Annotated in this window: 25 protein-coding genes; 11 read left to right on the forward strand and 14 right to left on the reverse strand. The window is 56.5% G+C overall.

Annotated features, from left to right (window positions below):
- The first annotated feature begins 27 nt into the window (after positions 1-27).
- A complete protein-coding gene (locus GVL50_RS07180) occupies positions 28-1,005 on the forward strand; it encodes a quinone oxidoreductase (RefSeq protein WP_159812274.1) in 978 nt (325 codons plus the stop codon).
- A gap of 184 nt (positions 1,006-1,189) precedes the next feature.
- Here the strand turns inward: GVL50_RS07180 and GVL50_RS07185 are convergent, their stop codons facing one another.
- Together GVL50_RS07185 and GVL50_RS07190 are read right to left on the reverse strand one after the other, a co-directional pair.
- Positions 1,190-1,336: a hypothetical protein gene (locus GVL50_RS07185; protein ID WP_159812275.1), complete on the reverse strand. Its 147-nt coding sequence runs from the start codon at positions 1,334-1,336 to the stop codon at positions 1,190-1,192.
- A gap of 9 nt (positions 1,337-1,345) precedes the next feature.
- Entirely contained in the window at positions 1,346-1,786 is a 441-nt protein-coding gene (locus GVL50_RS07190) for a hypothetical protein (RefSeq protein WP_159812276.1), read from the reverse strand.
- Positions 1,787-2,311: 525 nt separating this feature from the next.
- On the opposite strand from GVL50_RS07190, the gene GVL50_RS07195 reads away from it, so the two are divergent.
- On the forward strand, positions 2,312-2,701 hold the full coding sequence (locus tag GVL50_RS07195) for a hypothetical protein (RefSeq protein WP_159812277.1): 390 nt from the start codon (positions 2,312-2,314) through the stop codon (positions 2,699-2,701).
- Positions 2,702-2,743: 42 nt separating this feature from the next.
- Positions 2,744-3,160 (forward strand): Ohr family peroxiredoxin, encoded by a 417-nt coding sequence (locus GVL50_RS07200; protein WP_159812278.1) that lies wholly within the window; start codon positions 2,744-2,746, stop codon positions 3,158-3,160.
- A 123-nt stretch (positions 3,161-3,283) separates the two neighbouring features.
- On the opposite strand, the gene GVL50_RS07205 is transcribed toward GVL50_RS07200, so the two are convergent.
- The 3 genes from GVL50_RS07205 to GVL50_RS07215 all read right to left on the reverse strand — a co-directional run bounded on the left by GVL50_RS07205 (position 3,284) and on the right by GVL50_RS07215 (position 6,922).
- Positions 3,284-4,702 carry an aldehyde dehydrogenase family protein gene (locus GVL50_RS07205; protein ID WP_159812279.1) on the reverse strand — a complete coding sequence of 473 codons (1,419 nt, stop codon included), beginning with the start codon at positions 4,700-4,702 and terminating at the stop codon, positions 3,284-3,286.
- A gap of 93 nt (positions 4,703-4,795) precedes the next feature.
- On the reverse strand, positions 4,796-5,545 hold the full coding sequence (locus GVL50_RS07210) for a creatininase family protein (RefSeq protein ID WP_159812280.1): 750 nt from the start codon (positions 5,543-5,545) through the stop codon (positions 4,796-4,798).
- Positions 5,546-5,596: 51 nt separating this feature from the next.
- On the reverse strand, positions 5,597-6,922 hold the full coding sequence (locus GVL50_RS07215; protein ID WP_159812281.1) for an MFS transporter: 1,326 nt from the start codon (positions 6,920-6,922) through the stop codon (positions 5,597-5,599).
- A 132-nt stretch (positions 6,923-7,054) separates the two neighbouring features.
- Between GVL50_RS07215 and GVL50_RS07220 the strand changes: the two genes are divergently transcribed.
- Positions 7,055-7,999: a LysR family transcriptional regulator gene (locus GVL50_RS07220; RefSeq protein WP_150732530.1), complete on the forward strand. Its 945-nt coding sequence runs from the start codon at positions 7,055-7,057 to the stop codon at positions 7,997-7,999.
- On the opposite strand, the gene GVL50_RS07225 is transcribed toward GVL50_RS07220, so the two are convergent.
- The 6 genes from GVL50_RS07225 to GVL50_RS07250 all read right to left on the reverse strand — a co-directional run bounded on the left by GVL50_RS07225 (position 7,975) and on the right by GVL50_RS07250 (position 13,147).
- Complete coding sequence (locus GVL50_RS07225; RefSeq protein ID WP_159812282.1) at positions 7,975-8,301, reverse strand: antibiotic biosynthesis monooxygenase family protein; 327 nt, start codon at positions 8,299-8,301, stop codon at positions 7,975-7,977. The genes GVL50_RS07220 and GVL50_RS07225 overlap by 25 nt on opposite strands.
- 199 nt (positions 8,302-8,500) lie before the next feature.
- Entirely contained in the window at positions 8,501-9,253 is a 753-nt protein-coding gene (locus tag GVL50_RS07230) for a 3-oxoacyl-ACP reductase family protein (protein WP_159812283.1), read from the reverse strand.
- Between the two features lie 55 nt (positions 9,254-9,308).
- Positions 9,309-10,085, reverse strand: a complete 777-nt coding sequence (locus GVL50_RS07235; protein WP_159812284.1) for an alpha/beta fold hydrolase — start codon at positions 10,083-10,085, stop codon at positions 9,309-9,311.
- Positions 10,086-10,110: 25 nt separating this feature from the next.
- Complete coding sequence (locus GVL50_RS07240) at positions 10,111-10,632, reverse strand: cytochrome P460 family protein (protein ID WP_159812285.1); 522 nt, start codon at positions 10,630-10,632, stop codon at positions 10,111-10,113.
- A gap of 24 nt (positions 10,633-10,656) precedes the next feature.
- Positions 10,657-11,730, reverse strand: coding sequence for an alpha/beta fold hydrolase (locus GVL50_RS07245; RefSeq protein ID WP_159812286.1), 1,074 nt, complete (start codon positions 11,728-11,730; stop codon positions 10,657-10,659).
- Between the two features lie 64 nt (positions 11,731-11,794).
- Positions 11,795-13,147 carry an epoxide hydrolase family protein gene (locus GVL50_RS07250; protein WP_159812287.1) on the reverse strand — a complete coding sequence of 451 codons (1,353 nt, stop codon included), beginning with the start codon at positions 13,145-13,147 and terminating at the stop codon, positions 11,795-11,797.
- 370 nt (positions 13,148-13,517) lie between these two features.
- On the opposite strand from GVL50_RS07250, the gene GVL50_RS07255 reads away from it, so the two are divergent.
- Positions 13,518-14,792 (forward strand): MFS transporter, encoded by a 1,275-nt coding sequence (locus GVL50_RS07255; RefSeq protein WP_159812329.1) that lies wholly within the window; start codon positions 13,518-13,520, stop codon positions 14,790-14,792.
- A gap of 103 nt (positions 14,793-14,895) precedes the next feature.
- On the opposite strand, the gene GVL50_RS07260 is transcribed toward GVL50_RS07255, so the two are convergent.
- On the reverse strand, positions 14,896-15,885 hold the full coding sequence (locus GVL50_RS07260; RefSeq protein ID WP_159812288.1) for a quinone oxidoreductase: 990 nt from the start codon (positions 15,883-15,885) through the stop codon (positions 14,896-14,898).
- A gap of 361 nt (positions 15,886-16,246) precedes the next feature.
- Between GVL50_RS07260 and GVL50_RS07265 the strand changes: the two genes are divergently transcribed.
- From GVL50_RS07265 to GVL50_RS07275, 3 genes are all read left to right on the forward strand, one after another.
- The gene (locus GVL50_RS07265) at positions 16,247-19,090 is read left to right on the forward strand and encodes a PAS domain-containing protein (RefSeq protein WP_256671830.1); all 2,844 of its coding nucleotides are present in this window, start codon (positions 16,247-16,249) and stop codon (positions 19,088-19,090) included.
- Positions 19,090-19,461 (forward strand): response regulator transcription factor, encoded by a 372-nt coding sequence (locus tag GVL50_RS07270; RefSeq protein WP_159812290.1) that lies wholly within the window; start codon positions 19,090-19,092, stop codon positions 19,459-19,461. Before GVL50_RS07265 ends, GVL50_RS07270 begins: the two co-directional genes overlap by 1 nt.
- A 77-nt stretch (positions 19,462-19,538) precedes the next feature.
- On the forward strand, positions 19,539-20,156 hold the full coding sequence (locus GVL50_RS07275; RefSeq protein ID WP_159812330.1) for a response regulator transcription factor: 618 nt from the start codon (positions 19,539-19,541) through the stop codon (positions 20,154-20,156).
- A gap of 43 nt (positions 20,157-20,199) precedes the next feature.
- On the opposite strand, the gene GVL50_RS07280 is transcribed toward GVL50_RS07275, so the two are convergent.
- Positions 20,200-23,103, reverse strand: a complete 2,904-nt coding sequence (locus tag GVL50_RS07280; protein ID WP_159812291.1) for a winged helix-turn-helix domain-containing protein — start codon at positions 23,101-23,103, stop codon at positions 20,200-20,202.
- A gap of 946 nt (positions 23,104-24,049) precedes the next feature.
- On the opposite strand from GVL50_RS07280, the gene GVL50_RS07285 reads away from it, so the two are divergent.
- The 3 genes from GVL50_RS07285 (at position 24,050) to GVL50_RS29260 (ending at position 25,320) form a co-directional block, all read left to right on the forward strand.
- Positions 24,050-24,244: a hypothetical protein gene (locus tag GVL50_RS07285; RefSeq protein ID WP_159812292.1), complete on the forward strand. Its 195-nt coding sequence runs from the start codon at positions 24,050-24,052 to the stop codon at positions 24,242-24,244.
- A gap of 294 nt (positions 24,245-24,538) precedes the next feature.
- Positions 24,539-24,664, forward strand: coding sequence for a LuxR C-terminal-related transcriptional regulator (locus GVL50_RS29385; RefSeq protein WP_371925932.1), 126 nt, complete (start codon positions 24,539-24,541; stop codon positions 24,662-24,664).
- Between the two features lie 533 nt (positions 24,665-25,197).
- Positions 25,198-25,320, forward strand: coding sequence for a DUF2790 domain-containing protein (locus GVL50_RS29260; protein WP_371925933.1), 123 nt, complete (start codon positions 25,198-25,200; stop codon positions 25,318-25,320).
- An 85-nt stretch (positions 25,321-25,405) separates the two neighbouring features.
- Here the strand turns inward: GVL50_RS29260 and GVL50_RS07300 are convergent, their stop codons facing one another.
- Complete coding sequence (locus GVL50_RS07300) at positions 25,406-26,467, reverse strand: redoxin domain-containing protein (RefSeq protein WP_218586032.1); 1,062 nt, start codon at positions 26,465-26,467, stop codon at positions 25,406-25,408.
- Between the last annotated feature and the right edge of the window lie 405 nt (positions 26,468-26,872).

The raw sequence follows: 26,872 nt of genomic DNA on the forward strand, positions 1-26,872 counted from the left end.
TGATCGTTCAACAAAACAGGTGCAAATATGAAAGCTATTGTCATGGCCCAACCGGGTGGCTCCGAAGTAATTGAATATGTCAGCTTTCCGACGCCTACTCCCGATGCTGGCCAGGTACTCGTAGAGGTCAGTGCAGCCGGGGTCAACTTCATGGACATTGGCGCCAGACAAGGAAGTGTCTGGCGGGACGTACCAAACCCCAAGCTCCTTGGAGTCGAAGGAGCCGGCCGGGTTTTATCTGTCGGAGAAGGAGTAAAAGGGATTTCACCCGGACAGCGCGTCGCATGGGTTTACGTACCGGGTAGTTATTCAGAGAAGATCGTTTGCCCGGCTTCCTCGCTTGTGACCATCCCTGACGGAATAGATGATCGAACCGCCGCTTCGGTGATGATGCAGGGTCTGACAGCCAGCCACTTCACGTCAGATTTCTATTCGGTCCAACCAGGTGACATTGCTTTGGTGCATGCAGCGTCCGGTGGCCTCGGTCTGCTGCTGACTCAAATGATCAAGCTTAAAGGTGGGCATGTCATTGGGCGGGTCTCTTCACCCGACAAAATTGCAATTGCAAAACAATCGGGTGCCGACCATGTGATCGTCGACACGGAGGGCGATTTTGCCGAGGAAGTTATCCGGCTTTCGGGCGGTCAAGGCGTACATGTGGTTTACGACGGCTCTGGCCCGAAAACTTTCAAAGGGTCTCTCGATTCGCTCCGAATATCAGGGACGTTCTGTTGGTTCGGCCCGGTCCTTGGTGCACCGGGCCCGATAGAACTTATGAGCCTTCCAAAGAGCATAAAGATCGGTTACGCAACTTTTATGGATCACGTACGTACGCCAGAGTTATTGCGTAACCATTCTGCCAAACTTTTCGACATGGTCCTGGCCGGAGAAATCGATATCAAGATCGGTGCGCAGTACCCATTAGCGGACGCGGCAAAGGCACATTTGGATATGGAAAGCAGGCGCACCACAGGAAAGTTACTGTTAATCCCATCACAACCTTAACGCTGAGTGGCTTCGGCGGGAATATTTTTTTGATAAGTTGAAAATTCTAGTTATGCGCATGCGGCAACAATACATGGTTACGCCGCCTCGTTCGGACAATACTTGCAAGAGTGAGCAACATTCCCTTCAACTTCGTAGAATGAGGACAGGTTCTCTTCCTGCCCTCATGACTGGGGTTCAACTTTTAAGCCAATTCAGCCTTCACCATGTCAATCTTCGCCTTGACCGCTTGTTGCTCCGTTCTGGATTTTTCCTTGGTCAGCACCTCGACTCTTTTGTCGAGGGAAGCTTGCTCTTCAGGAGATATTTTTTCATATTCCTCCTTACTCACACCCGTCAATTATTCTCTAACCTTTTCGGCATCTGTTTGGTTCATGTAATCCTTGAATAATTCCGATCCTGTTTTTTCGGATGAGGGTGGGGATTGGTAAGGACGCGTAGCCAGATTATTGCCTGCTGCATCATTGTTTGTAGAAAATGTGGTGCCATGATTATGAGCTGTTGCCATGGGCAACAGGGCCGAGTCTGTACCCTCAGCGTCCTCGGATTTGTATGATGCTGTCCTCAAATTAATCATCATCTTCGCAAAAGCCTCGTCAAAATCCTCTTTATTATCTGAGTCCGTCGTCGAAGTCTCGGTTTTGCTGACGCCTGAAACTCCAGACTGGGAGGATTGGGCGGCTGATACCAAGTTAAAAAGCGAATCCTTTTGTACCAGATTCGTATGAGTGTCGGACTTGTTCCAAGACGCCAAAGAGAAGTCGCGGTTTCCGATTATCAAGGGAAACTCTTTATAGAAAATAATTTTATAGATACTGCAATTCGAAATAGCAAAATATGTGCCATGCAGACGCAGATTTCGTTAAACCTGAGTTTCAAATACGTCAAGCTCATTTCTATCCATGATCAGCAGAGGCGCCGATACAGATCTTTAATTAAGGCGGCAATATGTTGCCGCTGCATTTAAATTTTTTTCCGTTCAGCCTCATGGTGTCTACATACAAAACAGTCCGCATTCCCAGCGTCGCATTGTTTAAATCGTGTCCAATTATCTATGGGAGGACAAGCGTTGACGCTATTGTAATGAGTGCGTTGGGATGATGAGTGGACATAGCAAACACGATGTTGTTGTCCCCCACCCTCTCAACTTCGCCCACCCAACGGGTCTACTATTAAGCGCTAACACCGCATAACTGGTAAATCTCATCCTGTGACGTCATGCTCGAGCTGCACCACTCAAACTTTGGCAACCTCCTATTCCCCGGTTGCTTGATCAGTTGAATAGATGACGTAGAGGAATCCGATCATGGCCGAAGGTTATCGCGTGAGTTGCCTTAGCACAGCTGAGCGGCTTGGGAACGACGAATTGCACGCCTTAATGGCGGGTTTCGTCAGGCGTGACAGGCGTGAGTCACAACAACTCTTTGCGGCAGTGACCCCCTTACTTATCGCCTTCTATGAAGGCCAAGTACAGGCCGGGCGAATTAAGCGTGGAGCCACCGCGGCGTTGGTTCAGGAAGCTTTCAAGGCGCTCTACCTTGGACAGCCAGGTTATGACCCGAACCTACCGTTCAGGGCGTGGGTTCTCGATATCGCACGATCAACTCTACTGGGCAACTCGGGCACAGAAGCCGTTTTCGACGCTTTTGCAGGTGGGGCGGCGCGCCACTGCCGGCAAGTGATGCAGGCCACGTGATTCGATCTTTCGATGCCGCGTTATCAACGCCAGGAAGTACTCATGATCAATATCGAAAAAACCCTCTACACCGGTCACACCTACACAACAGGAGGTCGAGAGGGCACCGGCCGCAGCCATGATGGACGACTTGACCTCAAGCTTTCTCCTCCCGGCGCGCCCGGAATAGGTACCAACCCGGAGCAATTGTTCGCAGTCTGCTGGTCAGCCTGTTTTCTAGGTTCTCTGCGCCATGCCTGCAATGCTCGCAAGATCGCCTTTCCAGTGATGGCCGGTGTCGATGCCCAAGTGGATTTGATCCATGGCGAACAGGGTTTTACTCTGCAGGCCCGACTGGTCGTATCGTTGCCTGACATAGAGTCGGACACCGCTTTGCAACTTATTGAAGCGGCAAACCAGAACTGCCCCTACTCAAAAGCCACGCGCACCAACATCCCTGTGAGCATCACACTCGCCTGATTTTCCGCTCTATGCTCAACACCTTTAGCAGAAGCAGAAGCAAAGGAAACCACCTGCTTCTGCCTCGCAATCATTGGCTATTCACAACACCAGACGCGAACACGATATCCCGCCAAACCCAGGCTAATCCGACACAATACTTTTAGCCTCAAGAAACGATTCCAGCCCAAAGACACCGAACTCCCGGCCGACACCGGACTGCTTGACCCCGCCAAAGGGCGCAAGCAGCTCTGGCGCGATTCTGTTGATCAACACCGAGCCGGCCTGCAGCCGGGACGCCAGGCTTCGGGCACGTTCCGGTTGCCGGGAAAACACATAGGCCTGCAAGCCGTAGAGCGTGTCGTTGGCAATATCGATCGCCTGTTCTTGCGAGTCATACGCAATGATCGACAGCACCGGGCCGAAAATCTCCTCTTGAGCAATGTCCATGTCACTGCTGACGTCGGCAAAGACTGTGGGCCTGACGAAATAGCCCTTGTCCAGGCCGAACGGTTTGCCCTCCCCGCCGGCAATCAGTGTCGCGCCTTGTGCCTGCCCGCGGCGGATGAAACCTTGGACGCGGTCGAATTGCGCCTGACTGACGAGAGGCCCGATAACGGTGGCAGGATCCTGCGGATTGCCGACGACCATCGCCCCGACCAGGCTTTTTACACGGTCGATGATGTCCTCGGCGTGATTGCGCGGCACCAGCAGGCGCGTGCCGGCGATGCACGCCTGACCGTTATTCATGAAGGCAGCATTCAGTGCAAGAGGAATGGCCGCGTCTAGATCGGCGTCATCAAGGACGATGGAGGCGGACTTCCCCGTGAGCGACAAGCTCACTCGTTTCATGGTTTCTATGCCGGCGCGAGCAATGAGTTTTCCGGTGGCGGTGGACCCCGTGAATGAAACTTTCGCGACGTGTGGGTTGGTGCTGATTTCATCACCGACATCACCGCCTCGCCCCAATAGAATATTAAAAACCCCTTTAGGCAAATCTGCGCGATGCAACGCCTGGGCGAGCACATCGGTTTGCAACGGACTCAACTCGCTCGGTTTGATCACCGATGCACAGCCGGCCGCAATGGCTGATGCCAGTTTGCTGCATATCGTCCCGGCGGTGCTGTTCCAGGGCGCAATCAGCGCCGCTACGCCGACCGGTTCCATCACCACGGTCGCGTCGCCGACCGAACGAGTCAGGTCGTAGTTCTTCAACACCTGCGCCGCATTGGCAAATGACTGCGAGGCGTAGCGACTGACCCATTGCGCTCGAGCGAACGGCGCACCGTACTCCTCGATGGTGGTATCGCGAATCTCATCCGTGCTCGCCAGTACGGCAGCCTGCAACTGCTCAAGCATCTCGATACGCTCGGCCTTGGACGTGCGGCCCATCGCGACTTGAGCACGCGAAGCCGCCGCGATGGCGCGCCTGGCATCTTCACGGTTGGCCAAGGTGACCGTACCGATGACCGCCTCGGTCGCCGGGTTGATGCATTGCACCGTTTCATTCCCCTGAACGGGAAGGAATGCTCCATCAATGTAACTATGATTGATCTTCCACATCGTGGCGTACCTGATCGAGTGCGGTTTACCCGCGATGAGCACCAACGCCCGTTATGCCCAGGCGTTGGCCAGGTCGAATAACACGTGCGCGGTTCAGCCTGGCATCGGCTCGCGGCTGAAGGCTTGCACCTCCTGCACCAGGCCTTGTGCTGCCATCATCACCAGTTGCCGGCCTTTTTCAGGGGACGCTTGCGCCGGGTCAGATCCCATGCGGCCATCCGGATGACGGGCACGGAAATCGGCAGCCTCTCGAATGGGCCCCCAATTGGCGATCTGTGGCGAGTAGTCAGCCGATTTGATGGCGTGTGGATAGGCCCATTGGGTCACGGCAATTTCCGAAGGCGTTGCATGAATGCCGTGTCCTGTCGGGAACTGGTCCTTTGCCAGGTCATTGACACCTTCCAGATCCCACCAGTTGCACAGCTTCAAGGCAAAACCCGCCGAGCGACGTGCAAAGCTCGCTTCGGCGTAGAGCTCCGAAAACGCTGCTTCGATCGACGCGATGTTGCCGCCATGGCCATTGAGGAAAAAGATTTTTTCAAAGCCGTGGGCAGCCAGCGAACGCGTCCAGTCACCGATGGCGGCGATGAACGTCGAAGGCCTGAGCGTGATCGTTCCAGGGAAACCCAGATGATGCTGGGCCATGCCGATATTGAAGGTCGGGGCAATCAGGATATCCGCTGACTCCTGCGCCTGATGGGCGATGATTTCGGGGCACATCCAGTCCGTTCCCAGCAGCCCGGTTGGCCCGTGCTGCTCGTTTGAACCGATCGGGATGACGATGGTACGGCTGCGCTCGAGAAATTTGGCGATTTCGGCCCAGGTCGATAGATGTAAAAGCATTTGCGTTCTCTCTTTGGAAAGGTTCCTTGCGGAACACAATGGGTGTGGAGTTCAAAGCGCCCGATCCATCTGCCGTGCATCCAAGACCCGGTCGCGATGCGCCAGCGGTTTGCTCGCTATGATCACGAACGCGGCGCACAGAAACACGCAGCCTACAGCGACGATGCCAGGGTTCATGCTTGCTGTTGATGTCTTTGCCCAACCGATCACTGCCGGGCCCCAGAAGCCGCCGCAAAGACCGATGGTATTGATCAGAGCGATGCCGCCCGCTGCCGCTTCGCCCTTGATGAGTTCAGAGGGCATTGCCCACAAGACCGTGTAGGCCATGAACATCATGGCGATCGCCAACGTCAGCAGAACCATTGATAACATCAGGTTCCCATCGGCAACAGGATACAAAAGTATCAGTATTGCCCCGACGCCTGCCGGGACCGCGCAGTGGTAGCGGCGCTCGCCGAAACGGTCGGAGCGGCGCCCGATCCAGTACATGCCGGCTGCCGCTGCCACATAGGGAATCGCGGCGCACCAACCCAGCTGCATCATGTCGTGGATGCCTTGCGCCTTAAGGATCGCCGGGAGCCAGAAGCTCATGGCGTAGATCGAAAAAATGATGCAGAAATAGGCGCACGCCAGGATGTAGATCCTGCGATCGCGCAACACCGCTCTGAACGAGTGAGTTCCTCCCGGGGAAGCGCCCAGCTCACGCTGCAGCATTTGCTTTTCCTCGACGCTCAGCCAGCACGCCTCGGCGGGATGGTTGCACAGGGAAAAATAAGCAAACGCACCGAGCAACACACAGGGCAACCCTTCGATCAGGAACATCCACTGCCACCCCGCCAAGCCACCCATGCCTTCGAACGTGGAAATCAGCCAGGCCGAGAGCGGACCGCCGATTATTCCGCCCGCCGGACCTGCGATGAACACGATTGCGATGGCCCGGGCCATTCGTTTGGGGCCGTACCAGCACGACAGGTAATAGATCATCCCCGGTGCGAAACCGGCTTCAAAAACGCCGAGGAGAAAGCGCATGGCGTAGAACGTTGGCACGTCGCGTACGAATAGCATGCAGGCCGATGTGATGCCCCATAACACCAGAATGCGACTGAAGGTTTTTCGCGCCCCCACTCGAGGCAGCATCAGGTTGCTGGGTATCTCGAACAGCACATACCCCAGAAAAAACACACCTGCGCCGACACCGTAAGCGGCGTCCGACAGCCCAAGGTCGTTTTGCATCTGCAGTTTGGCAAAGCCGACGTTGATGCGATCCAGATAGGCGAATACGTAGCAAACGAACAACAGTGGCAACAGCCGCCAATTGAGTTTGCGGTACAACGTTGCGAGGGCGGCACTCTCTGTGGGCGTCACGATGGTCGACATGCGAGTCTCCAGTTTTTCTTGTTGGTCTGACGTGTGGAAAGATGTTGCGCCGACGGCGTAAACAGCAGCAAGAGCAACTATGTTCGTGTACCGTTGCCCTATGATCAACGCAGAATCCAAAAGGAAACACTCGTGCGCGAAATCAACCAGCAACGCTTGCGGTATTTTCATGAGGTGCTGACTCACGGATCGATCCGGGGCGCAGCGGACAGCATCAACACTTCCCCGTCAGTGATCACGCGTCAGATCAAACTGCTGGAGGAAGAACTCGGCACCCGGCTGTTTGAACGCCAGGCCCGTGGTGTTCAGCCCACCGAGGCTGCCGCGCACCTGCTGGAGTTCTGGCGGGGCTATCGATCGCACCAGGAAAAGCTTGAAGACCAGCTCCAGGCGATCAAAGGCCTTCAATTGGGACACGTGCGGGTAGTCATCAGCGAGGGCTACGTCGATACATTGGTCGACCACGTACTCGCGCCGTTCTGCAAACAGTATCCCAAGCTCGATATCAGGCTGGACATCCTGCCCGTAGACGACGTCCTCAACGAGATCGCGGAAAACCGCGCTCATATCGGCCTGGCCTACAACCCTCCTCCCCACCCTCATATCGATTATCGAGCGACGTCCCGGCAACCCGTGATGTTGTTGGTTCGCCCGGACCATCCATTGGCCTTGAAAGGGGCAATGGCAACCGTCGCCGATTTGCTCGACTGCCAACTGGTGCTGACGCCGACGACCTTCGGTATCGGTCATGCGCTGAAAATGCTCGAGTACGCCGAGAAGATAGAAATCCGTCCGGCGCTGGTCAGCAACTCATTGGCCGCCCTCAAGCGCCTTGTTGCATCCGGCGAGTTTGCCTCGCTGCTGGGCGAGGTGGCGGCCTATCGAGAAATCGCACAAGGCAGTCTCGCGGCCGTAGCCGTCGACCATCCACTGTTCCAAGGGGTCGAGGCGAAACTGTTGGTGAAGTCCGGACGCCCGCTGGCGGCACCCGCTCAAGAACTGCTGAACTGGATGCTGCAGCGTTTGCCGATGTTCGCTTCCGGCAATCCTGATCACCCATTAGGAACGCGACGTTGATCTTCAGCGGGATTGATAATAAAGGTACTGAATTTAATCCGGCTGGCCATGCCAGCCCTCAACATATCCATAAACCCGGCCAGCTCCGGATGATCAAAATGTGCATGCATCAGACTTTCCGATTCCCAGTAACCGCTGACGATCCAGGCGTTTTTTGCCCGACGATTATCGGTAATCGCGTATCCCATGCACCCTGAGTTGCTGAGGAGTGCACGAACAATGTGAGGGAGTATCGAGCAGACTTCACCCACTCGCCCGGGTGCGGCATCGACTTCGACGGTATTGATTGCTGAAATTAACATTCTCAACCCTCCTGCATGACCTACGGGAATTACTGCCGTATTCACACTGTTCATCGGTTACCTGATCGAGGCACTCGGGGCGCTATTGTTCGCGGTATTGCTCCTGATGCCCGGCATCACGCCAATGCTCTAAACGTTGCACGGTAATATCTACAGGTGTCCAACGACTGACCAGGGCAATACCGCAAGACAGCCGGGATCAGGCCAGATATCCGCCGTCCACCGTCAGGCTCGCGCCAGTGACAAACGAAGCATCGTCACTGGCAAGGTACGCGGCCATTCCAGCGATCTCGTCAGCGGTGCCGAGCCGACCCAGCGGCACCAGTTTGATCACATGATCCAGATAAGGCGCATCGGCCGGGTTCATGTCGGTTGCCGTCGGACCGGGTTGAATGTTGTTGACGGTGATGCCGCGCGCGGCGAAATCCAGGGCTAGACCACGCACCAGACCGACCAGCGCGGCCTTGGTCATCGAGTAGGCGCTGGACCCGGGGAAACCGGTACGCGCGCCGGCGACACTGCCGATGGTGATGATTCGGTCACCGCGACTCATGACCCTGGAGCACGCCTGAATCGCCACATAGGCGGCGCGTACGTTTACCGCGTACATATTGTCGAGCGCCTCGACACTGAATTCGTCTACTGAGCCGAGCCCCAGAATTCCGGCATTGTTCACCAGGATATTCAGTGCACCGAAATGCTCTACCGCCGTGCCGACGGCACGCTCGATATCCTCTGCGATCCGGCTGTCGGCCTTGATCGCCAGCGCCTTGCCACCGTGTGCCCGGATATCGGCAACCAGAGCCTCGGCCTGCGCATCGGATGCCACATAAGTGAAGGCTACGGCGGCGCCCTCCAAGGCCAGTCGGCGCGCAATTGCAGCGCCGATGCCGCGCGAGCCACCAGTGATCAAGGCAGTCCTGCCGACAAAACGTTGTGTGAGGCTGTTCATTTTCTTACCTACCACTGAGGTTCATTAAAAACGCGCATCCGCACGCCGATTGGCATTACTTCGCCGTGGCAGCTTTTTCGATCAGGAGGGCAACCGGCCCCGGGTTCGATACCATCACGACATGGGACGCGCCCTTGACGACTTCCACACCTTTGGCGGCGGCGCGCTTGGCCATGAAGTCCATGGCTTGCGGCGGTATGTTCTTGTCCTTGTCGCCATAGATGTACCAAGACGGAATGTGCTTCCACGCGGGTGTGCCGGACTGTTCGTTAAGCGCCGCTTCCGTCACCGGGCGCTGGGTGGCGGCCATCAACGCCGCCTCTGCTGCGGGGACGTCAGCGGCGAACTGTTCGGGAAACTTGTCCTGCTGGATGTACAAGTCCTTGCCGCCATCGGCCAGCGCTACAGGCGCAGCCAGCGTTGGACCCAGCGTGCTGCCCGGAAACTTGCCGGCCAGCCCGGCGACGGTTTCCCCGGCCTCGGGTGCAAACGCACTGACATAAACCAGCGCTTTGACGTTGGCATGATCGTTGGCCGCATCACTGATGACGTTGCCGCCATAGGAATGGCCGACCAGTACCACCGGCGAATGAATGCTCGTCAGCAATGCCGAGATTGCCGCGCCATCGCTTTTTACGCCGCGCAGTGGGTTGGCTGCGGCAACCACCGGGTAACCATCTTTCTCGAGAATCTTCACCACTCCATTCCAACTCGACGCATCGGCAAAGGCGCCGTGGACGAGCACGATCGTGGGCTTTTCAGTTTGTGCCCAGGCGTGTGTACCCATACTTAGGCTGACGGCGACGGCCAGCGCGGCCAATACTTTTTTCATTGCAGACTCCGGGTTTGACGGGAAATTAAGGGGCGAAGCGAGTGAAAACAAAGTCGTGATTGCGCACTCGCGCCTGGTGACAGGCGAAACAGGTTTGATGCTGAGCTTCATCGGCCGGTTTACCGTTGATAAACCGACCGAACCCCCAGCCTCCTGTTGCTGCATATTTCTTTGAGTCCTTGACCATGACCTGCACGGTCGTGGCCGCCCCCGGGATCGACGCCGGCTCGAATTCCGGGGACTGAACATGTTTCCAGGCAAGCTTTACCAGCACCGTGCCGTCAGGGAATGGCAGCGTTGAATCCTGATAAGCCTTGATGGCCAGATCATTGCCCAGCACGGCTCGCAGCTCGTCCAAAGGTGCCGCTTCGTGCGCCGGGGCAATCATCGGCCACAAGCGATAGTTCTCAGGCAGCTTCACGCCATAGATCGGTGAGGCGTCGTCATTACCGGCGTCGCCCAAGGCGGCACCGGTGGCGGTCACTGCTGCGGTTGCAATGGCAGTTGCAATGGCAGCCGACATCACTGCCAGATATTTGAGCTTCATCGTTGCCATCCTTTCAGCCGGTTCTCAAAGGTGATCGGCATCGATCACGGCCTGGGCGAAGGCTTGCGGCGCTTCTTGCGGCAAGTTGTGGCCGACACCACCTCTGATCAATCGGTACTCATACTTGCCAGTGAAACGCTTGGCGTACGCCTCGGCAGGTGGATGCGGTGCGCCGTTGGCGTCACCCTCCATGGTGATGGTTGGCACACTGATGGATGGAGAGGCCGCGAGCTTCTTCTCCAGCGCGTCGTATTTGGCCTCGCCCTTGACCAGCCCCAGGCGCCAGCGATAGTTGAAGATGGACACAGCAACGTGATCCGGATTCTGCAAAGCGGCGGCGCTGCGGTCGTAGGTGGCGTCGTCGAAGTTCCACTGCGGCGAGGCCAGCTTCCAGATCAATTTGGCGAAGTCGTGGGTGTTTTTCTCGTAGCCCAGACGGCCGCGTTCTGTCGCGAAGTAGAACTGATACCACCACTGCAATTCGGCGGCGGGCGGCAACGGTGCCTTGCCAGCGTCCTGGCTACCGATCAGGTAACCGCTTACCGCGACCAGCGCCTTGACCCGTTCAGGCCAGAGAGCCGCAACGATGTCAGCCGTGCGTGCGCCCCAGTCATAGCCACCGAGGACGGCTTGTTTGATCTGCAATGCATCCATGAAGGCGATCAGGTCGCTCGCCAACGCGGCGGGCTGACCATTGCGGATTGTCTTGGCGGAAAGAAAACGCGTATCGCCATAACCGCGCGCATAGGGAATCAGTACGCGATAACCCTTCTGCGCCAATGCCGGCGCGACGTCGGTGAAGCTGTGAATATCGTATGGCCAGCCGTGTAACAGGATCACCACAGGACCGTCAGCCGGGCCGACTTCGGCATAGGCGACATCCAGCAATCCGGCCTTGACGTGTTTCAACGGCCCGAAGGAAACGTTGCTACCCGGCGTAATCACGTCGATTTTTCCGGCTGGCACATCAGCGGCGTAGATCGGCGATGAGGCAACGCTCAGGACACCCGCTTGCAGCAATGCGATCGCCAGAAGGGATCGAGCGAGCAGGCTCCGATGCGGTGATACGGCTCGGTGGTTCAACGCAGGCTTCTTCATGGTAAGTCTCCCTTGGGAACGGCAGGTTGGCGGATCCGGGTTGTCGGGTTGGGTGTCAAACGGTTTAACGGGTAGCGGTTTTTTGCGCAGCCGTGCGCAGTGGACGGAATGCCGCGCGCAATTCTTCGCTGAACAATTGAGGTTGTTCCCACGCCGCGAAGTGGCCGCCCTTGCTGACCTCGTTGAAGTAGGACAGCGATGGGTAGGCACGCTGCGACCACACTTTTGGTGCGCGGTAGATTTCGTGCGGGAACACGGTGATAGCGACGGGCACCTTGATGTCGGTGGTCTTCTGCGCTGCTGCGCTGAAGTTATTGTTGTTGTTCTCCCAGTAGAAACGGGAAGACGACGCACCACTGTCGGTCATCCAATAAAGACTGATGTCATCAAGCATTTCATCGCGACTGAGCACGCGTTCGGGATGACCATCACTGTCCGTCCATGCGGCAAACTTTTCGTACATCCAAGCCGCTGTGCCGGCGGGCGAGTCGGCCAGCAGGTAGCCGATGGTCTGGGGCCGGGTAACCATCATTGCGCCATAGGCGGCGTTGCGCCCGAAAAAGGTGCTGAGCGAGTTGTAAGCGTTACGCTCCGGATCGGTCAGTCCGGCTGGCGCTGGATCGCCGCTGTTGATCGGCTTGACCAGTTCCGGCGGCACGGTGGCCGGCATGTTCAAGTGAATGCCCAGTAAACCGGGTGGGCCCAGGCGACCCAATGCATCAGAGATAACCGAACCGTGGTCGCCACCCTGCGACACGTAATGGGTGTATCCCAGGCGATTCATCAGCACATCCCAAGCCTTCGCTACCCGATCAGGCCCCCACCCAAGTTCGGTCGGCTTGCCGGAAAAACCATGGCCGGGGATCGATGGAATCACGACATCGAAAGAATCCTCCGCACGCCCACCGTAAGCCGTCGGGTCGGTCAGCGGGCCGATGGTATTGAGGAATTCGAACTGCGAACCTGGCCAGCCATGGGTAAGGATCAGCGGCATGGCATTGGGGTTGCGCGAGCGGACATGGATAAACTGGATGTCGACACCATCAATGGTGGTCACGAACTCCGGCAATGCGTTGAGTCTCGCCTCGGCCTTGCGCCAGTCATAACCGTTGCCCCAGTACTTCACCAACTCCTTGACCTGAGCCAACTGCACACCCTGAGATACGTCGTTGACCGTTTCCTTGTCGGGCCAGCGGGTGTCCGCGATGCGTTTGCGCAGGTCTGCCAATTGCGCTTCATCGACATGAATCCGGAATGGACGAATGGCTTGCGACTGAGCGGAAGCAACGTTGGCCGTCGGCTGCTCAGCAGCCGTGGTGGCCGCCCATGCGCCACAACTGGCCGCCAGCGCCGCGAAACCGAACATGCTTGCCCTGACGTGATGGCGCCAAGTAAAAACGGACGAAACCACACGCATGATGAATCTCCTTTTAGGTAGGTGTCCTGCAGCCGTGGCGACTGCCGGGATAGCCTTCACAGGCCTGGGCACTGGTCTAAACTATGTCAACTGCGACTGTGCAGCTGACGTAAACGGATCTAATCACCCGAACGCCTTGAGGGCGATTACACGATGGTGTCGGTCGATACTTAAGTATGAACGACCTGGCAGACAGGCTGCGCGCAGTCCTCTGCTGTCATCAGGAAGTACCCGGATATTCCCCCGCATCAAGCAAACACAGGCGAATCCCGGCTTGATCGGAAAATGTCCGGAAAAAAACTCGACGGCACCGCTGCTTATAGCCAGCATTGAAGCCTTTTCGGACGACAACACGGTTCAAGGAACACGGATGCGCGGGAAAGCAACGCTCAAGGGTGGGGATGACATGGCAATGGCCTCTTCTCAGTGGATAGTCATCGGCCTATGCATGCTCTTCAACGTGATCGACGGCATGGATGTCATGGCCATGGCATTTACCGGGAGCAGCGTATCGGCCGAGTGGGGATTGACCGGCGCACAACTCGGCATGCTGCTGAGTGCGAGCCTGGTCGGCATGGCACTCGGCTCTTCGCTTGCCGGCCCCCGAGCGGATGATTGCGGACGTCGGCCGCTATTGCTGGCGGGGCTCTCGCTTAGCGGTTTGAGCATGCTGCTGTCCTTCTGGAGCCCAAACCCATCTCTGCTGATGATCTTGCGTTTACTTACAGGCATCGGCACCGGAGCGGTTCTCGTGGCCGCGAATGTGCTGACATACGAGCGTGCCAGTAAGCATCGACGCAATCTGGCCATCGCCCTGCAATCGATGGCCTTCGCATTAGGCGCAAGCCTGGGCGGCGTGCTGGCCCATGCACTCAATACCAGCGCGGGCTGGCGCTATGTATTCCTCGCTGGTGGTCTGATTACGCTTGCGGCTGGCGTGGCGGGCGCATTTTTTCTGCGCGAGTCGGCGCAATTTCTGGTACTGGATCAGCAGCGACATCAGCCGCTTTCGATCCATCCGGCAGCAACGTCAACGATGCCACGTTCAAAGTACCGAGCGTTGTTTACCCCTGCACAGTGGCAGCAGACAACCTCGCTGGCGCTGGCACTGTTGCTGCTCATGGCGTGTTTCTACTTCGTGATGAGCTGGACGCCGACACTCATGACCCTCAACGGCTTTTCCGAAAAAGAAGGCGCCGTCAGCGGCGTGTTGCTCTGTGTTGGCGGCATGTCAGGGGCGCTACTGATGGGCCTGGCGGCCAATCGTTTCGGCTGCTGGCGATTGCTGCTTGGCTTTTTGCTGTTCAATAGCGTGTTGATGACCTTGATCGTACCGGCCGCCGGCTTGCCAGGTCTGGCCATTCCCGCTTGCGTCATCACCGGCCTGTTGCTCAATGGTGCCATTGCCGGGCTCTTTACCCTGGCTCCCCAGGCCTTTGACACCGCCATCCGCACGACTGGCGTCGGCGTGGTGCTGGCAACAGGGCGTCTTGGCGCGATTATCTCGCCTGTTGTCGCCGGGGTGCTCCTTGACGCCCATTGGACCGCACAAGACCTGTTCATGTTTTTTGCGAGCAGCCAGATAGTGGCGGCCCTTCTGGTCTGGTATAGCTGCAGAGGCTCGAAGTTATGCAGCTCATCATGAGGCGTTGCTGAGGTTTACCAGTTCATGACGCTATCTCCCAGCGTTGTCTGATTAGTACGACAGCCTTGGCTGCCTCGCCAATAAAGCCTATTGCTTACCAGTGTCATCCGGGCAAACACCCCTCTGTCTGAGGAAGGATGAGCAGTTTCCCCGTCGTCTGCCGAGACTCGAGATCACGATGCGCCTGTTCGGCTTGCGCCAATGAATAGCGCTGGCCGATCACGGTTTTCAACTTGCCTGAAGCCACCCAGGCGAACAGCTGCCGGGTGCGTTCCAGCAAAGCGTCGCGGCTCCGCACATAATGCAGGACCGACGGATAAGTCAGCTTGATACTGCGCGGAATGGAAAAGATATCGATCGGTGCAATCGGATTCATGAATTGGCCATAGAGCGCCAGCGTACCGAAGTAATCGAGCAGGCGCAGTGAAGCGGCGAACCCCTCCCCCCCCGTTCCGTCGTACACCACACTGACGGGCTGGCCTTCCGTCAAGCGCAGCACCTGGCCGGCGATATTGCTTGTGCGTCCGATCACCACATAGTCGGCACCCGCGGCGAGCACCGCGTCTACTTTGTCGGCCTGCGACACCCGGCCGATAACTTTTGCGCCTCGCAGCTTGATCATCTGAGTCAGCATCAGCCCCACACCGCCCGCTGCGGCATGCACGAAAGCAACATCACCGGGGGTGATGGCATGAACCTTGTCCACCAAATTGCTGGCCGTCAGGCCTTGCATCATCAGACTCGCGGCGGTGTCGAAGTCGATTTCGTCGGGCAGCGGCACCAATTGGCTGACCGGTGCCAGCACTTGTTCGGCGTAGCTGCCGGGCACATAGTGCCATGTCACGCGGTCGCCGGGACTTACCTCGTCCACACCCGGCCCTATCGCCATGACGATTCCGGCGCCCTCCACGCCCGGCGTCATCGGCAACGACCAGACCGCGCCAAGTCCACGGCGAGTGCCGGTGTCCATAAAGTTGATACCGGCAGCCATGACCCGTACAAGCGCCTGACCTGGCCCCGGTTCTGCCAGCTGGATGACTTCCACCGACATGACTTCGGGATCGCCAAAGGCATGCATTACTACCGCTTTCATAAGTTTAGAGCCTGCTGCATGGACGACCTTGCCCCCTGCCTCATTCGAACCAAAGCGGGAAAAGGTGCGTCACGTCTGATCATACAATCGTCGAGCGACGATGAAACCCGTGCCAATACTGACCGGGGGGTGTATCCAGGGTGTTTCGAGAACGGCGATGACTGCATGCTCATGTAACTACGCTGACCATTGATACAGTCGCTTACAACGGCTGTTTCGGATCATTCGCAGGAGGGGGCTGCGCGTTGCGGCGCAGTGCAATGGCGGGGATATTTATCGAAAGCGACACCAAAGTATGATGGGCGAGCGTCGGGACAAAGGCGCATCTTATTTCAATGGCGACAGCACAATGAGAAACGGTATGGCGAATGACCTCAAGCGCGTCTTGGACGCGCTGCCGGGTGTGGTATTTACCGCACTGCCAGATGGTTGCGTCGATTATGTCAATCTGCAATGGCACGACTATACGGGGCGCGATGCCAATGATGCGCTAGGGAGCAACTGGCAATCCGCAATACACCCCGATGATCGCGCGAACCTGCTCGAACGTTTACAAGCCGCGGCGGACAGTGATGCACCTCGGCCGACTCACGCCCGTCTATTGCGCTTCGACGGCACTTATCGACGGTTTGCCTGGCATTTCTCGTCATTGGAAGATCATCCCGAGAGTGCGCGCAAATGGTGTGCGCTCGGCACCGATATCGAGGCGAGCCACCCCCCGGACACCCGCGATGCGGCCAACCTATTCGACGTCAGCTCGATCATCGACAGCATTCCGTCCATGGTTGCGTTCATGAAACCGTCCGGTGAGGTGGAGCGGGTCAATCGCCAGATCGAGGATTACATCGGCGCCCCACTAGATGTCCTGAAAAGCTGGGCCGCCGGCGATACCGTGCACCCGGATGATCTGCCATCAGTCATCGCCGCCTGGATGCATTCGGTCACCACCGGTGAACCGTACATGATCGAGCACCGTATTCGCCGCTTCGACGGTGTATACCGCTGGTTCCATGTGCGAGGCCTGCCGCTGAAAGACCTTGAAGGGAACATCACCCGCTGGTGTGTGTTGCAGGTTGATATTGACGAACGCCGACGTGACAAGGCGCTGATCGCGAGGGCCTTCGCGGAAGTCAGCGCTTCAGAGGATCGCCTGCGCAATATCATCGATGCCGTGCCCGGGTTTGTCTGGAGCGCGTCGCCTGAAGGCAGCGTGGGTTTCGTCAATCAGCGCTGGTGCGATTACACCGGCATGTCGCTCAGCGAAGCGTGTGGGAGCGGCTGGACGGCCTCAATCCATCCCGACGACGCGGACGCGCTGGAAGTCTATTGGCGAAGCCTTTTGCAATCGGGTGACGCCGGTGAACACGAGGCTCGACTGCGACGCTTTGATGGCACTTTCCGCTGGTTCCTGATCAGGGCCGTACCACAACGGGACGAAGCCGGCCGAGTGCTGCGATGGTATGGCGAGAACACCGACATCGAAGACCGCAAACGGGCGGAGATTTTGCTCGATGGCGAAAAACGCCTACTTGGCCTGATGGCTGGAGGCTCCTCGCTACCGGTGATCCTGCAGACACTTTGCGAACTGATGGAAGTCTTTCTCGAGCGCTGTGTCGCTAGTGTGGTGCTGGTCGATCTGAAGCGCTCTGAAGGTACAAAGGAGCATGCGTTGCGAATGCATCAGGGCGCGCCGACAAAAATGCCGGCCGACTTGTTGCCGGGGGCGGACGACAAGCCGCTTCGCGCCGAGCGCTGCCCTATCGTCATGGCGGCCACCTTCAACACGACGATCATCTCCAACAGCCTGTCTCACGAATCACGCTGGAATGGCTGGTGCACGACGGCCCGCTCCCACGGTTTCCGTGGACTCTGTTCAATGCCGATTACCTCTAACAGTGGAGCGATCACGGGCGTTCTTTCGGTATTGCACCGAGAAGCCGAACCGCTTTCACCGGAGCAGCAGAATCTGATCGCGCAGTTCACTCACCTTGCCAGTATCGCCATTGATCGTGTGCGCGCCGAAGCTGCGCTCAAGCAGAGTGAGGCCTTTCTTGCCAAAGCCCAACGCCTGAGCGCCACAGGTACGTTTTCCTGGCGAGTCAGCACCGACGAGATCACCTGGTCCGATGAGGTCTACCGTATCCTCGAACTGGATTCGGTAACCACACCTGGCTTCGACGCCATTTACCGACGCATTCATCCGGACGACATTTCGAGCCACCGGGAAATGATCAGACGCCAACGCCGCAGAGGACGTGACTTCGAGCATGAGCATCGATTGCTAATGCCCGATGGCACGGTTAAATATGTGCGTCTGGTCGCACACTCGATCAAGGAACCGGCAGGCGGACTGGAATACATTGCCGCGCTGCAGGACATCACCCAGTGCCGGCAAGCCGAGGAAGTATTGAGCAAGGCCCGCTCCGAGCTGACGCATCTGGCCAGGGTGGCGAGTCTCGGCGCGGTCACCGCTTCGATCGCCCACGAGGTCAATCAACCTCTTGCAGGGATCATCACCAACGCCAGTACCTGCCTGCGCATGCTCGGGGCCGATCCGCCGAACGTCGATGGTGCCCGGGAAACCGCGCGGCGAACCATTCGCGATGGCAATCGCGCCGCCGATGTGATCAATCGATTGCGTGCGCTGTTCTCGAAAAAAAGCATCGCGATCGAAAACGTGGACCTTAACGACGCGACCCGGGAAGTCATCGCCTTGCTGCTGGGTGAACTGCAACGCAGTCGAGTTGTGCTCACCCCGCAATTTGCCGATGCACTGCCGTTGATCCAGGGCGACAGGGTTCAACTTCAACAGGTGATCCTCAACCTGATCATTAATGCCGCTGAGGCGATGAACACCATTACCGGTCGCTCCCGGCAGATGATTGTCAGCACCGGCCTGACGGAAGATCACAGTGTTTTTCTCGCGGTGAAGGACAGCGGAAGCGGTGTTGATCCTCAGGACATGGAACGTATTTTCAACGCTTTCCACACCACCAAGAGTGCCGGAATGGGGGTTGGCCTGTCTATCAGCCGCTCCATTATCGAGCGCCACGCTGGCAACCTTTGGGCTCGCGACAACGACGGACCTGGGGCAACCTTTCTCTTTACTATCCCGCTTCCGGCTGTACCGCTCGCAGGAAATGGAGAATCTCCCGTACAGCCGAACCCTAATGACGTCTCCGACCACGCTATGGAGGGTAATTGATGGGCACGCCTCTGCTCGTTTCAGTCGTCGACGACGATGAGTCGGTTCGTGAATCGTTGCCAGATCTGATCAAGGAGTTCGGCTTCGCAGTCCAGGCGTTCGCTTCGGCGCAAGAGTACTTGGCCTCCGATTGTGTCGACCTCACACGCTGCCTCATTTTGGACGTGGCCATGCCGGGCATGTCGGGGCCAGATCTAGTAAAAGAATTGTGGCGTCGCGGGTACCGTATACCGGTTATTTTCATCACCGCACTGGGTGACTCCAGCGACCAAAGGCAACTTCGGCACTGTGGCGCAGTGGAATGTCTGATCAAGCCTTTCAGCGAGGCGCAACTGCTCAAGGCATTGAGCGCCGCGCTTGCGTTTGATTGAACTTGCAGCCGGATATACAAGGAGCTGACATCTTGAACCCGAAAAGCGCCCTCGCCCCTGGAGACGGAAAATTACCGATGCGTGATGAGACGCCCGTCGTATTCGTCGTTGATGATGATATCTCCGTGCGTGAATCGCTGGAGCTGTTGATTAGCTTTGCGGGATGGCAGCCACGACTTTTCGAGTCGGCTCAGGATTTTCTCAATGCACCTCGGCCGCTTGCGCCCAGTTGCCTGGTGCTAGACATCAATCTGCCGGACCTCAATGGCCTCGATCTGCAAACAACGATCGCTGGCGACAGGCGCAACATGCCCATCATATTCATCACCGGCTATGGTGATATCCCGCTAACGGTTCGAGCCTTGAAAGCCGGTGCGGTGGAGTTCCTGACCAAACCTTTCAACGACGATGTGTTGCTAAAAGCCATGGCCGATGCGCTGCAGAGCAGCCATGCTGCGCTCGAGGGGGAAAAAAACCTGCGCACATTGTTGGAGGCCTACCGAACCTTGACACCCCGCGAACAGGAAATCATGGCATCGGTGGTCAGCGGACGAATGAACAAAATCATTGCCGCCGACCTCAACATCAGCGAGATCACGGTCAAGGCTCATCGAGGTAAAGTCATGCGCAAAATGAAAGCCCGCTCGCTGGCCGACCTGGTAAAAATGGCCGCACTGCTTACCCCCGTGAATTGAGATGGCGGCACGCCAAGCAAGCGATACACTCTGAGCAATCTCATCACGTCGGCTGTGTATTGCCCTGGGCTTCCTGCCAGAGTGCTTCCAGTCGGCGCACATCAAGTGTGTCGAAGCCTTCCGATACCCTCTCACGGCATGTGTTGAGCAACTCCAGCGCCTGCAGTCGACTACCCTGTTCCAGCCATGACCTGGCCACGTCCATCGACGCCCTTAGTTCCCAGGCCCAGGCGCCCTGCTCCCGGCTCAAGGTTCTCGACTCTTCTAGCATGACCGATGCGGCGTGGACGTCATCGCCGTTTATAGAGTTGATAAGGCTGGCCTTGATTCGCAGCAATTCCGGCAGCGCAAAGGCATCACCGCTGGCGCGGCAATGACTGATCGTACCGTCAACCAATTCCATGCCCTTTTCATATTGGTGACTCAGAATCAATCCTTCGGCCAGTGAGATTTCGAATGAGGTTGTGAGCAGTTCGTAGCGCATGCCGTGCAGCTGCGCCAGACTTTCTTCGAGCAGTGCGACAGAGTTGCCGGGCTGCCCGGCGCGTATGGCAATCGCCGCACGAAAGCCATGGGCAGCGGCAATGTAGGGATCGAGTGCGTTCGATTCGGCGATCATGGCGAAGCGTTCAAGACTTACCACCGCCTTCTGCAAATCTCCCGCCCAGATGTAAATGCACAGGATCCAGACCATCGCAATGCAGTAGGTGACCGAATGCTGCAGCGCAGATGCCTCGGCCTCTATCTGCTCTGCCCAGCGTCGGGCCTGGTCAGGGAAACCTTGTAGCCAGAGGGTTCGAGCCAACGCCAATCCGGTGCGATTACGATGATCGAATCCGTAGTAGATCGTACCGCTGCGTTTTGACGGCAAGCTGTTACGCAATGAACGTTCCAGTTGCTGTCGAGCAAGCGGCTGGTTGCCAAGCAGATGGTTGGAAATACCGGCAAGCGAAGCGGCAATAGCAATCGCTTCAGGCTTGTTCAAAATGTTGCCGACCTCGCTGGCTTGCTCAGCCCATGCCAGAGAAGAGGCGAAATCTCCGATGCGCTCATAGAAAATCTGTAGCCGCCCGAGAAGCCTGAGTTGGGACCAGTAATCGGACAATGAGATGGCGATGTCGAGTGCCCTGAGCAGAGCCTTCTGCGCCGCCCCGCTGTTGCCACGAGTGAACATAAGCACCAGACCGAGCGCGGCTTGCAATTCCATTTCAGTCGGCGTGCCGAAGTAACCCAGCTCGAGTAATTCAGCCGCCCGTGTGCACCAGGTCCGGCACTCGACCAACAAAGAAAAATGCAGGAACAACGGTGCGCTGGCCGCTGCAAGTGGTAACGCGAGCCCTGGATCACCCTGCGGCCCGAAGCTCCACTCCAGCGAACTCCTGACGTTGCCCAACTGACTGGCAAGGCGCTCCGAATTTTCGAAAATCTCATTGGGCGAGGTGCCTACGCGTCCTAGCAGATCCATATAGAAAGCCGCATGCCTGAACGCCAGAGCGTTGACCTCGACATCGCCTCTGGTGGCCAGCTTCTCCCGTGTGTAGGCGCGGGTCATCTCCAACAGTCGGTAGGTCCACCTCAAGTCGCGGTGATCAATTGTGACCAGCCCTTTGCAGACCAACTCATCGAGGATGGCCGCTGCAGCGGCTGTGTCGATCTGTGCATCGGCGACGACTTGGGACGCCGCCTCCTGAGAAAACGGTCCGACGAAAACCGAAAGCCGCTCCAGCGCCAGACGCTCCAGCGGCGACAGCAGGCCGTAGCTCCAATCGAGCATCGCGCGCAGGGTTTGATGCCGTGGCAAGGCCGTCCTGCGTCCTGACCAGCCCAGGGAAAAACGCTCGCCCAGCAATGCGTGCGTGGATTTCAGTCCATGGCTAGCAGCACGCATAGCCGCCAGCTCGATCGGCAGTGCCATGCCCTCCAGACGCTGGCATATATCGGAAATCAACTGCGCATCATCATCGTCCAGCACCAGCGCTGTGTTACCCGATGATGCACGCTCGACAAACAGTCTGATCGCAGCAAATCCCAGCAACTCATCGATAGAAAGGTGCTTAGGCTCGCGGGGAAATTCAAGTGGATTGAGCCAGTGAACGTATTCGCCACGGGCCCGCAGCGGTTCGCGACTGGTGGCCAGAACCCCGACATTCGGGGCCGCGTCGCTGATTTGTTCAACGATCGCTGAAACCGCATCGATCAGGTGTTCGCAGTTGTCGATGACCAGCAACAGCCTTTGCGTGCGCAAGTGCGCGAGCAGTACAAACATGGAATCCTCGGCCTGAACCGGGATTTCCAGTGACCTGGCCAGCGCCGACAGCACCAGCGATTGATCTTCGACCTGAGCCAGATCGACGAAACGGGCAGTCTGGTAACCCTGTGCGCAAATGCGGTGCGCCACCTCGATGGCAAGGCTGGTCTTGCCAACGCCACCGGGGCCGACGATGGTAAACAGTTTGGGCTGCAGCATGTGATCGACAACTAATAGAAGATCGGTTTCGCGTCCGAACAGCTTCGCACGCGGTGGTAAGTTACATTGGGGCTCCACACGCTCGCCGTCGGTAGCTTGTGCCTCGATAACTGCTGGTTGGCTCCCGGGCGGTTGTTTTTCCAGAGGTGCCACAAACGCGTATCCCACACCAACCTGCGTGGAGATATATCGCGCGTTTTCGTCACCGTCACCGAGAATCCGCCGCAGGGCCGTCATATGAAAGCGCAGGCTGCCTTCCTCGACAATGATATCGGGCCATACCTGCTTGATCAGGTCACTCTTGGTCAGCACCCTGCCCGGTCGCTCCAGCAAGGCAATCAATAAATCCAGTGCTCGCCCACCGATCTCGACTGGCGCTCCATTTTTTTCAAGCAACCTTTTCGCGGGCACGACGCAGAATGGCCCGAAAACATAATGGGTGGTGTTTGATTCGTGCGATTCGGCTGGAAAGGACTCCACGAGGATCGTTCTCTCAAAATGGGGCGTTCACAGGTCGGAAACCGTTCGTGTAGGCCTCGAAATCATAGGTATATTGCACGATCTTTCAAATTAGATCATTCCACCAAACGTTTGATATTCAGCATTTCGCCGATGAGCGCATGGCAGGGTGGCGAAAGTGAGTGTAGAAGCCAGCAGATGCAATATTGGTGCTTCGCAATAAAAATACCTAGATGTCCTGCTGGCCGTCTGCTTTGGGTTGCCTTCTGCTCTTCGTGAAAGGCAGCAACTGGCCTAGAGTGTGTAAAAACGCCTCCGCGAAAGTGAAGGCAAACAGACTATCTATCGTCGAATTGCACGAAGGCAATCGTTCAAAAAAAGTGGCCTTGAAGCTGAACTGGAGATACGGATTTCGTTCAACGTAATAGCAACCGGAAGTAAAAGCATCGATGCTGTTTTCAGGCAGTGAACCTCGTTCAGACCGCTGGTTATCTGAAGGATCCCAGACAGTGTGCCGGGCAGATCCTCTATGACAACAACGTCTGTTACTGCGGCGAACAATGCACAGAGACGTTGCATTGATTACCCCGGCCCTCACAATCGCCCGTAAAAATCTGACAAAACCGGACTACGAAAGTACATCGAACTGTTATATCCGGTAAAAATCAACGCCGATGGAACCGCAAAATGGCGGCGCACGCCACAGGCAAGCATAGAGTCCACCGCAACGATCCTAATCGACTACGATCTGTTTATACGCCTCGGCGGTCTGGACACCGAAATCACTATTGAACAATTGGCTCAGATCAGGTGTGAGGTTTCAGCTACTGCGCGCGACTGGCGCAGATATCTCATCAGCTTTGTCAGATGGCCAGCAACGGATGCGCCGCCCTCTCTCGCGTCGCTGTTAGACTCAAGTTGGGTTAAAGCAGGGATGCTAAGCCACGTCGGGCAGGATGGTCAGACCGTGGCAAATCGCATTAAAACGTTAGCTAAGATTTTTAACGCCGAGCTGAACATCGACCTGTTTGAAAAGCGTTTCATTGTCGAGTGGTCGACCCTTGCTAGCCTAGGACGGCTCATGAAGATTGCGAGAACCCATTGCTGTGCTGTGCCGCAACGCAAAACGATCGCCCCACAACTTCAGCCAAGCGATCAGTGATTGGGAGCAGGGCTTGGAATATTTGCGTTGAAACTACTACCACACCTTTTTGAATCTTGAGGCGCTGAGCTAGCCAGAAACCAATAGAGACGGATAGCTGTCCATATGCTCGCCAGAGCGCAACTGCTCTGACGTTGATCCATTAGAGCTTGAGATGAGTCCCGCCTCCCTTGCTCAAGCGAATGAGCTTCGTATTGTGCAAGATGCCTATGACACGTTCTATCCGCGGGAACAGGAGACTTTTCAAAGGTCGTGATGGGTCGCATGACTGATCGCCGATGATTTAAAAACAGCATCACCGTCAAGACTCACCGGGGCAGAGTAATGCGTAAAATGAAGGCGCGGTCAGTTGCCGAACTCTTGAGAATGGCTGCGATGCTGACATCGAATAATAAGCGTAGCCATCGAAGTCTTGCATAGCGATCCAGAACTGGTAGTGTTCAATATCCTGGAGCTAACCACTGGTGCACGACTGAGGGCGCCGTTTGCAGCTCCACACCCAGAAGGCTCCCGATACAGCGTCGAATGGATTGGATACGAATCGAATCGATTCCATGAGCCAAGCCGAGTGAGGCCACTTTATCGATACGCGAATCCGAAAAGCCTTGTATTTTCACTTTACTGTCGGACGTTGGGCTCGTGCAGACTGTGAGAATTGTATCGCAACGTATCTACGTCCATGACCGACACCTGCTGATGCTTCTTCAGAGTTTCAAGATACATCCGGTATACACCAGGCGCGTTAAATGTGATCCATGGAGACGGCACAAAACCTCCCCGATCACTCAATTCTTAACGCACGAGGAGTCACCCCATGAACTGGAAAAATCTGACGCTCGCTTCAATGTTTGCCGCACGGCACCTTCGGTGCCGGTGGCGCTAACGCCGCAGAGCAAATTCAGTCGCATACTTACATGTATGGCGAGCACCTGGACATCGCGAAGGTCGCTTCGATGACCGAGAATTCCTCCGAATGCGATATAATCAACGCGCGTCTTACGTACATGGATTCGGCTGGTCAGACTCAGGCTCTGGACTACCGTAAGTTCGCACAAGGATGCACGCAAGACAATTGAGCCTACGCCCAGCTCACATTCAGATCGGAAACCGTCTTTATCGTACAACTTTCGTTGAAAGAAGATTTGACCGACTGGTGGACTATCAACCAAAGGTGAAAGCGTAAAGCTCTGAGCCTGGGTCGAGAAACTCGATCTCGATTTGATGATCGGTAATTGGGTATGGTTGGCGGATTAGCTGATACATCCTGGCACTATCCACTTTGCCATTCCCCTCGCCGTCAATATCTAGGCCGTGAGCTACACCAGGCGCTTTTCCGTCTAACGTGACGCGTATGTGTATCGGAGCACCGGAAGATGCCCGCATCACTAAATGGACATCCCTTGCATGGAAGCGATAAACAACCTGGGCTCCTGTCCCTTTTGCTATTGCCGATTCTTCACCAACCCGCCAGCCTCCGGAAAAGGCCCAGCGATTGAGTGGAAGGTACGGAGGCAACGCATACATATAGGTGCGGTTCGGCTCAGTGCCACCCACGGAGGAAAATCGCTCGGCACGACCATATCCAATATAAGTCTCCTGTGAGCGCAGATTGCTCCAGTCAGCGGCAGCCTCAACACCTTGAGCAGTTACAGATACCGATTCACCGTTGAGCTGATGATTTCCGGATTCGTCCAACAACTGCTCTATGACTCGCTCGGATGCCGCGTAATCGCCTTCCCCGATTTTCACATAGCGCACACGTCCTCGCGGATCAATGAAGTAAAGTGCAGGCCAAGCATTATTGCCGAATGCCTGCCATACGCGATGGTCGTTATCAATCGCCACCGGATAATCAACGTCTGCTTCCTCAATACCGCGCCTTACATTCTCAACATTCTGCTCAAATTCGAATTCTGGAGAATGGACTCCAATAACTACCAAGCCTTTTGACTCATATTTTTTTGCCCAGGCGCGCACATATGGAATCTGGCGCAAGGAGTTGATACACGAATAGGTCCAAAAATTGACCACCACGACTTTCCCAGCGAGATCTTTGGTGCCAAAAGCACTTGTATTGAGCCAACGCGTTACGCCGTCGAAGCGAGTAGGTGCTTCATAACTAATTAGTCCGTGCTCTTGAGGGAGATACGTAGGCGAAGTCTCTGATTCGTTGGCGTAAACCACGGGAGCAATAATAAGGCCAGCTGCAATCATTAAGTTCATTACCAATTTCCGGTATTCCATTGAGGTGAGCATCCCGTATGAAGAGCAGCAGAAGCAGAGGGAGCGGTGAGCGATCCCTATTTTTCAACTGATTAAAGCTGCGCTAAGACATAGCTGCAATGACACCATGGTATTGATTAGGGAAGGCACGAAGTGGTTGGGTAATTGATTCTGGCCATTTACTGCTGATCTAGACGTCAGAAGTCAGCCATTTTCAGTCGTTCTCGAATGCCTGCAATGGTCGTTTCCCATCGCTCCGTCTATCGGCAGATATTGCTTGATAGTGAACACCAGACTTTCTGATTGATACACAGCAGGCGCACCGGACATTCGAGCGTGGTCAACTCGGTCTGCTTCTGCACCAGATATCGAACCATTACGGTAACGGTAGCCAGACCCTTAAAG

Source organism: Pseudomonas sp. 18058 (assembly GCF_902706155.1).
GTDB classification, from domain to species: Bacteria; Pseudomonadota; Gammaproteobacteria; order Pseudomonadales; family Pseudomonadaceae; genus Aquipseudomonas; species Aquipseudomonas rustica.

Excerpts from the sequence above, each read along its gene's own strand:
- GVL50_RS07235 (WP_159812284.1), bottom strand. The coding sequence starts at position 10,085 with ATGAAAAAAGTATTGGCCGCGCTGGCCGTCGCCGTCAGCCTAAGTATG.
- GVL50_RS07205 (WP_159812279.1), bottom strand. The coding sequence starts at position 4,702 with ATGTGGAAGATCAATCATAGTTACATTGATGGAGCATTCCTTCCCGTT.
- GVL50_RS07225 (WP_159812282.1), bottom strand. The coding sequence starts at position 8,301 with ATGTTAATTTCAGCAATCAATACCGTCGAAGTCGATGCCGCACCCGGG.
- GVL50_RS07275 (WP_159812330.1), top strand. The coding sequence starts at position 19,539 with ATGCGTGATGAGACGCCCGTCGTATTCGTCGTTGATGATGATATCTCC.
- GVL50_RS07300 (WP_218586032.1), bottom strand. The coding sequence starts at position 26,467 with ATGAACTTAATGATTGCAGCTGGCCTTATTATTGCTCCCGTGGTTTAC.
- GVL50_RS07200 (WP_159812278.1), top strand. The coding sequence starts at position 2,744 with ATGATCAATATCGAAAAAACCCTCTACACCGGTCACACCTACACAACA.
- GVL50_RS07180 (WP_159812274.1), top strand. The coding sequence starts at position 28 with ATGAAAGCTATTGTCATGGCCCAACCGGGTGGCTCCGAAGTAATTGAA.
- GVL50_RS07255 (WP_159812329.1), top strand. The coding sequence starts at position 13,518 with ATGCGCGGGAAAGCAACGCTCAAGGGTGGGGATGACATGGCAATGGCC.
- GVL50_RS07230 (WP_159812283.1), bottom strand. The coding sequence starts at position 9,253 with ATGAACAGCCTCACACAACGTTTTGTCGGCAGGACTGCCTTGATCACT.
- GVL50_RS07245 (WP_159812286.1), bottom strand. The coding sequence starts at position 11,730 with ATGAAGAAGCCTGCGTTGAACCACCGAGCCGTATCACCGCATCGGAGC.
- GVL50_RS07195 (WP_159812277.1), top strand. The coding sequence starts at position 2,312 with ATGGCCGAAGGTTATCGCGTGAGTTGCCTTAGCACAGCTGAGCGGCTT.
- GVL50_RS07270 (WP_159812290.1), top strand. The coding sequence starts at position 19,090 with ATGGGCACGCCTCTGCTCGTTTCAGTCGTCGACGACGATGAGTCGGTT.
- GVL50_RS07260 (WP_159812288.1), bottom strand. The coding sequence starts at position 15,885 with ATGAAAGCGGTAGTAATGCATGCCTTTGGCGATCCCGAAGTCATGTCG.
- GVL50_RS07240 (WP_159812285.1), bottom strand. The coding sequence starts at position 10,632 with ATGAAGCTCAAATATCTGGCAGTGATGTCGGCTGCCATTGCAACTGCC.
- GVL50_RS07215 (WP_159812281.1), bottom strand. The coding sequence starts at position 6,922 with ATGTCGACCATCGTGACGCCCACAGAGAGTGCCGCCCTCGCAACGTTG.
- GVL50_RS07210 (WP_159812280.1), bottom strand. The coding sequence starts at position 5,545 with ATGCTTTTACATCTATCGACCTGGGCCGAAATCGCCAAATTTCTCGAG.
- GVL50_RS29260 (WP_371925933.1), top strand. The coding sequence starts at position 25,198 with ATGACCGAGAATTCCTCCGAATGCGATATAATCAACGCGCGTCTTACG.
- GVL50_RS07265 (WP_256671830.1), top strand. The coding sequence starts at position 16,247 with ATGGCGAATGACCTCAAGCGCGTCTTGGACGCGCTGCCGGGTGTGGTA.
- GVL50_RS07250 (WP_159812287.1), bottom strand. The coding sequence starts at position 13,147 with ATGCGTGTGGTTTCGTCCGTTTTTACTTGGCGCCATCACGTCAGGGCA.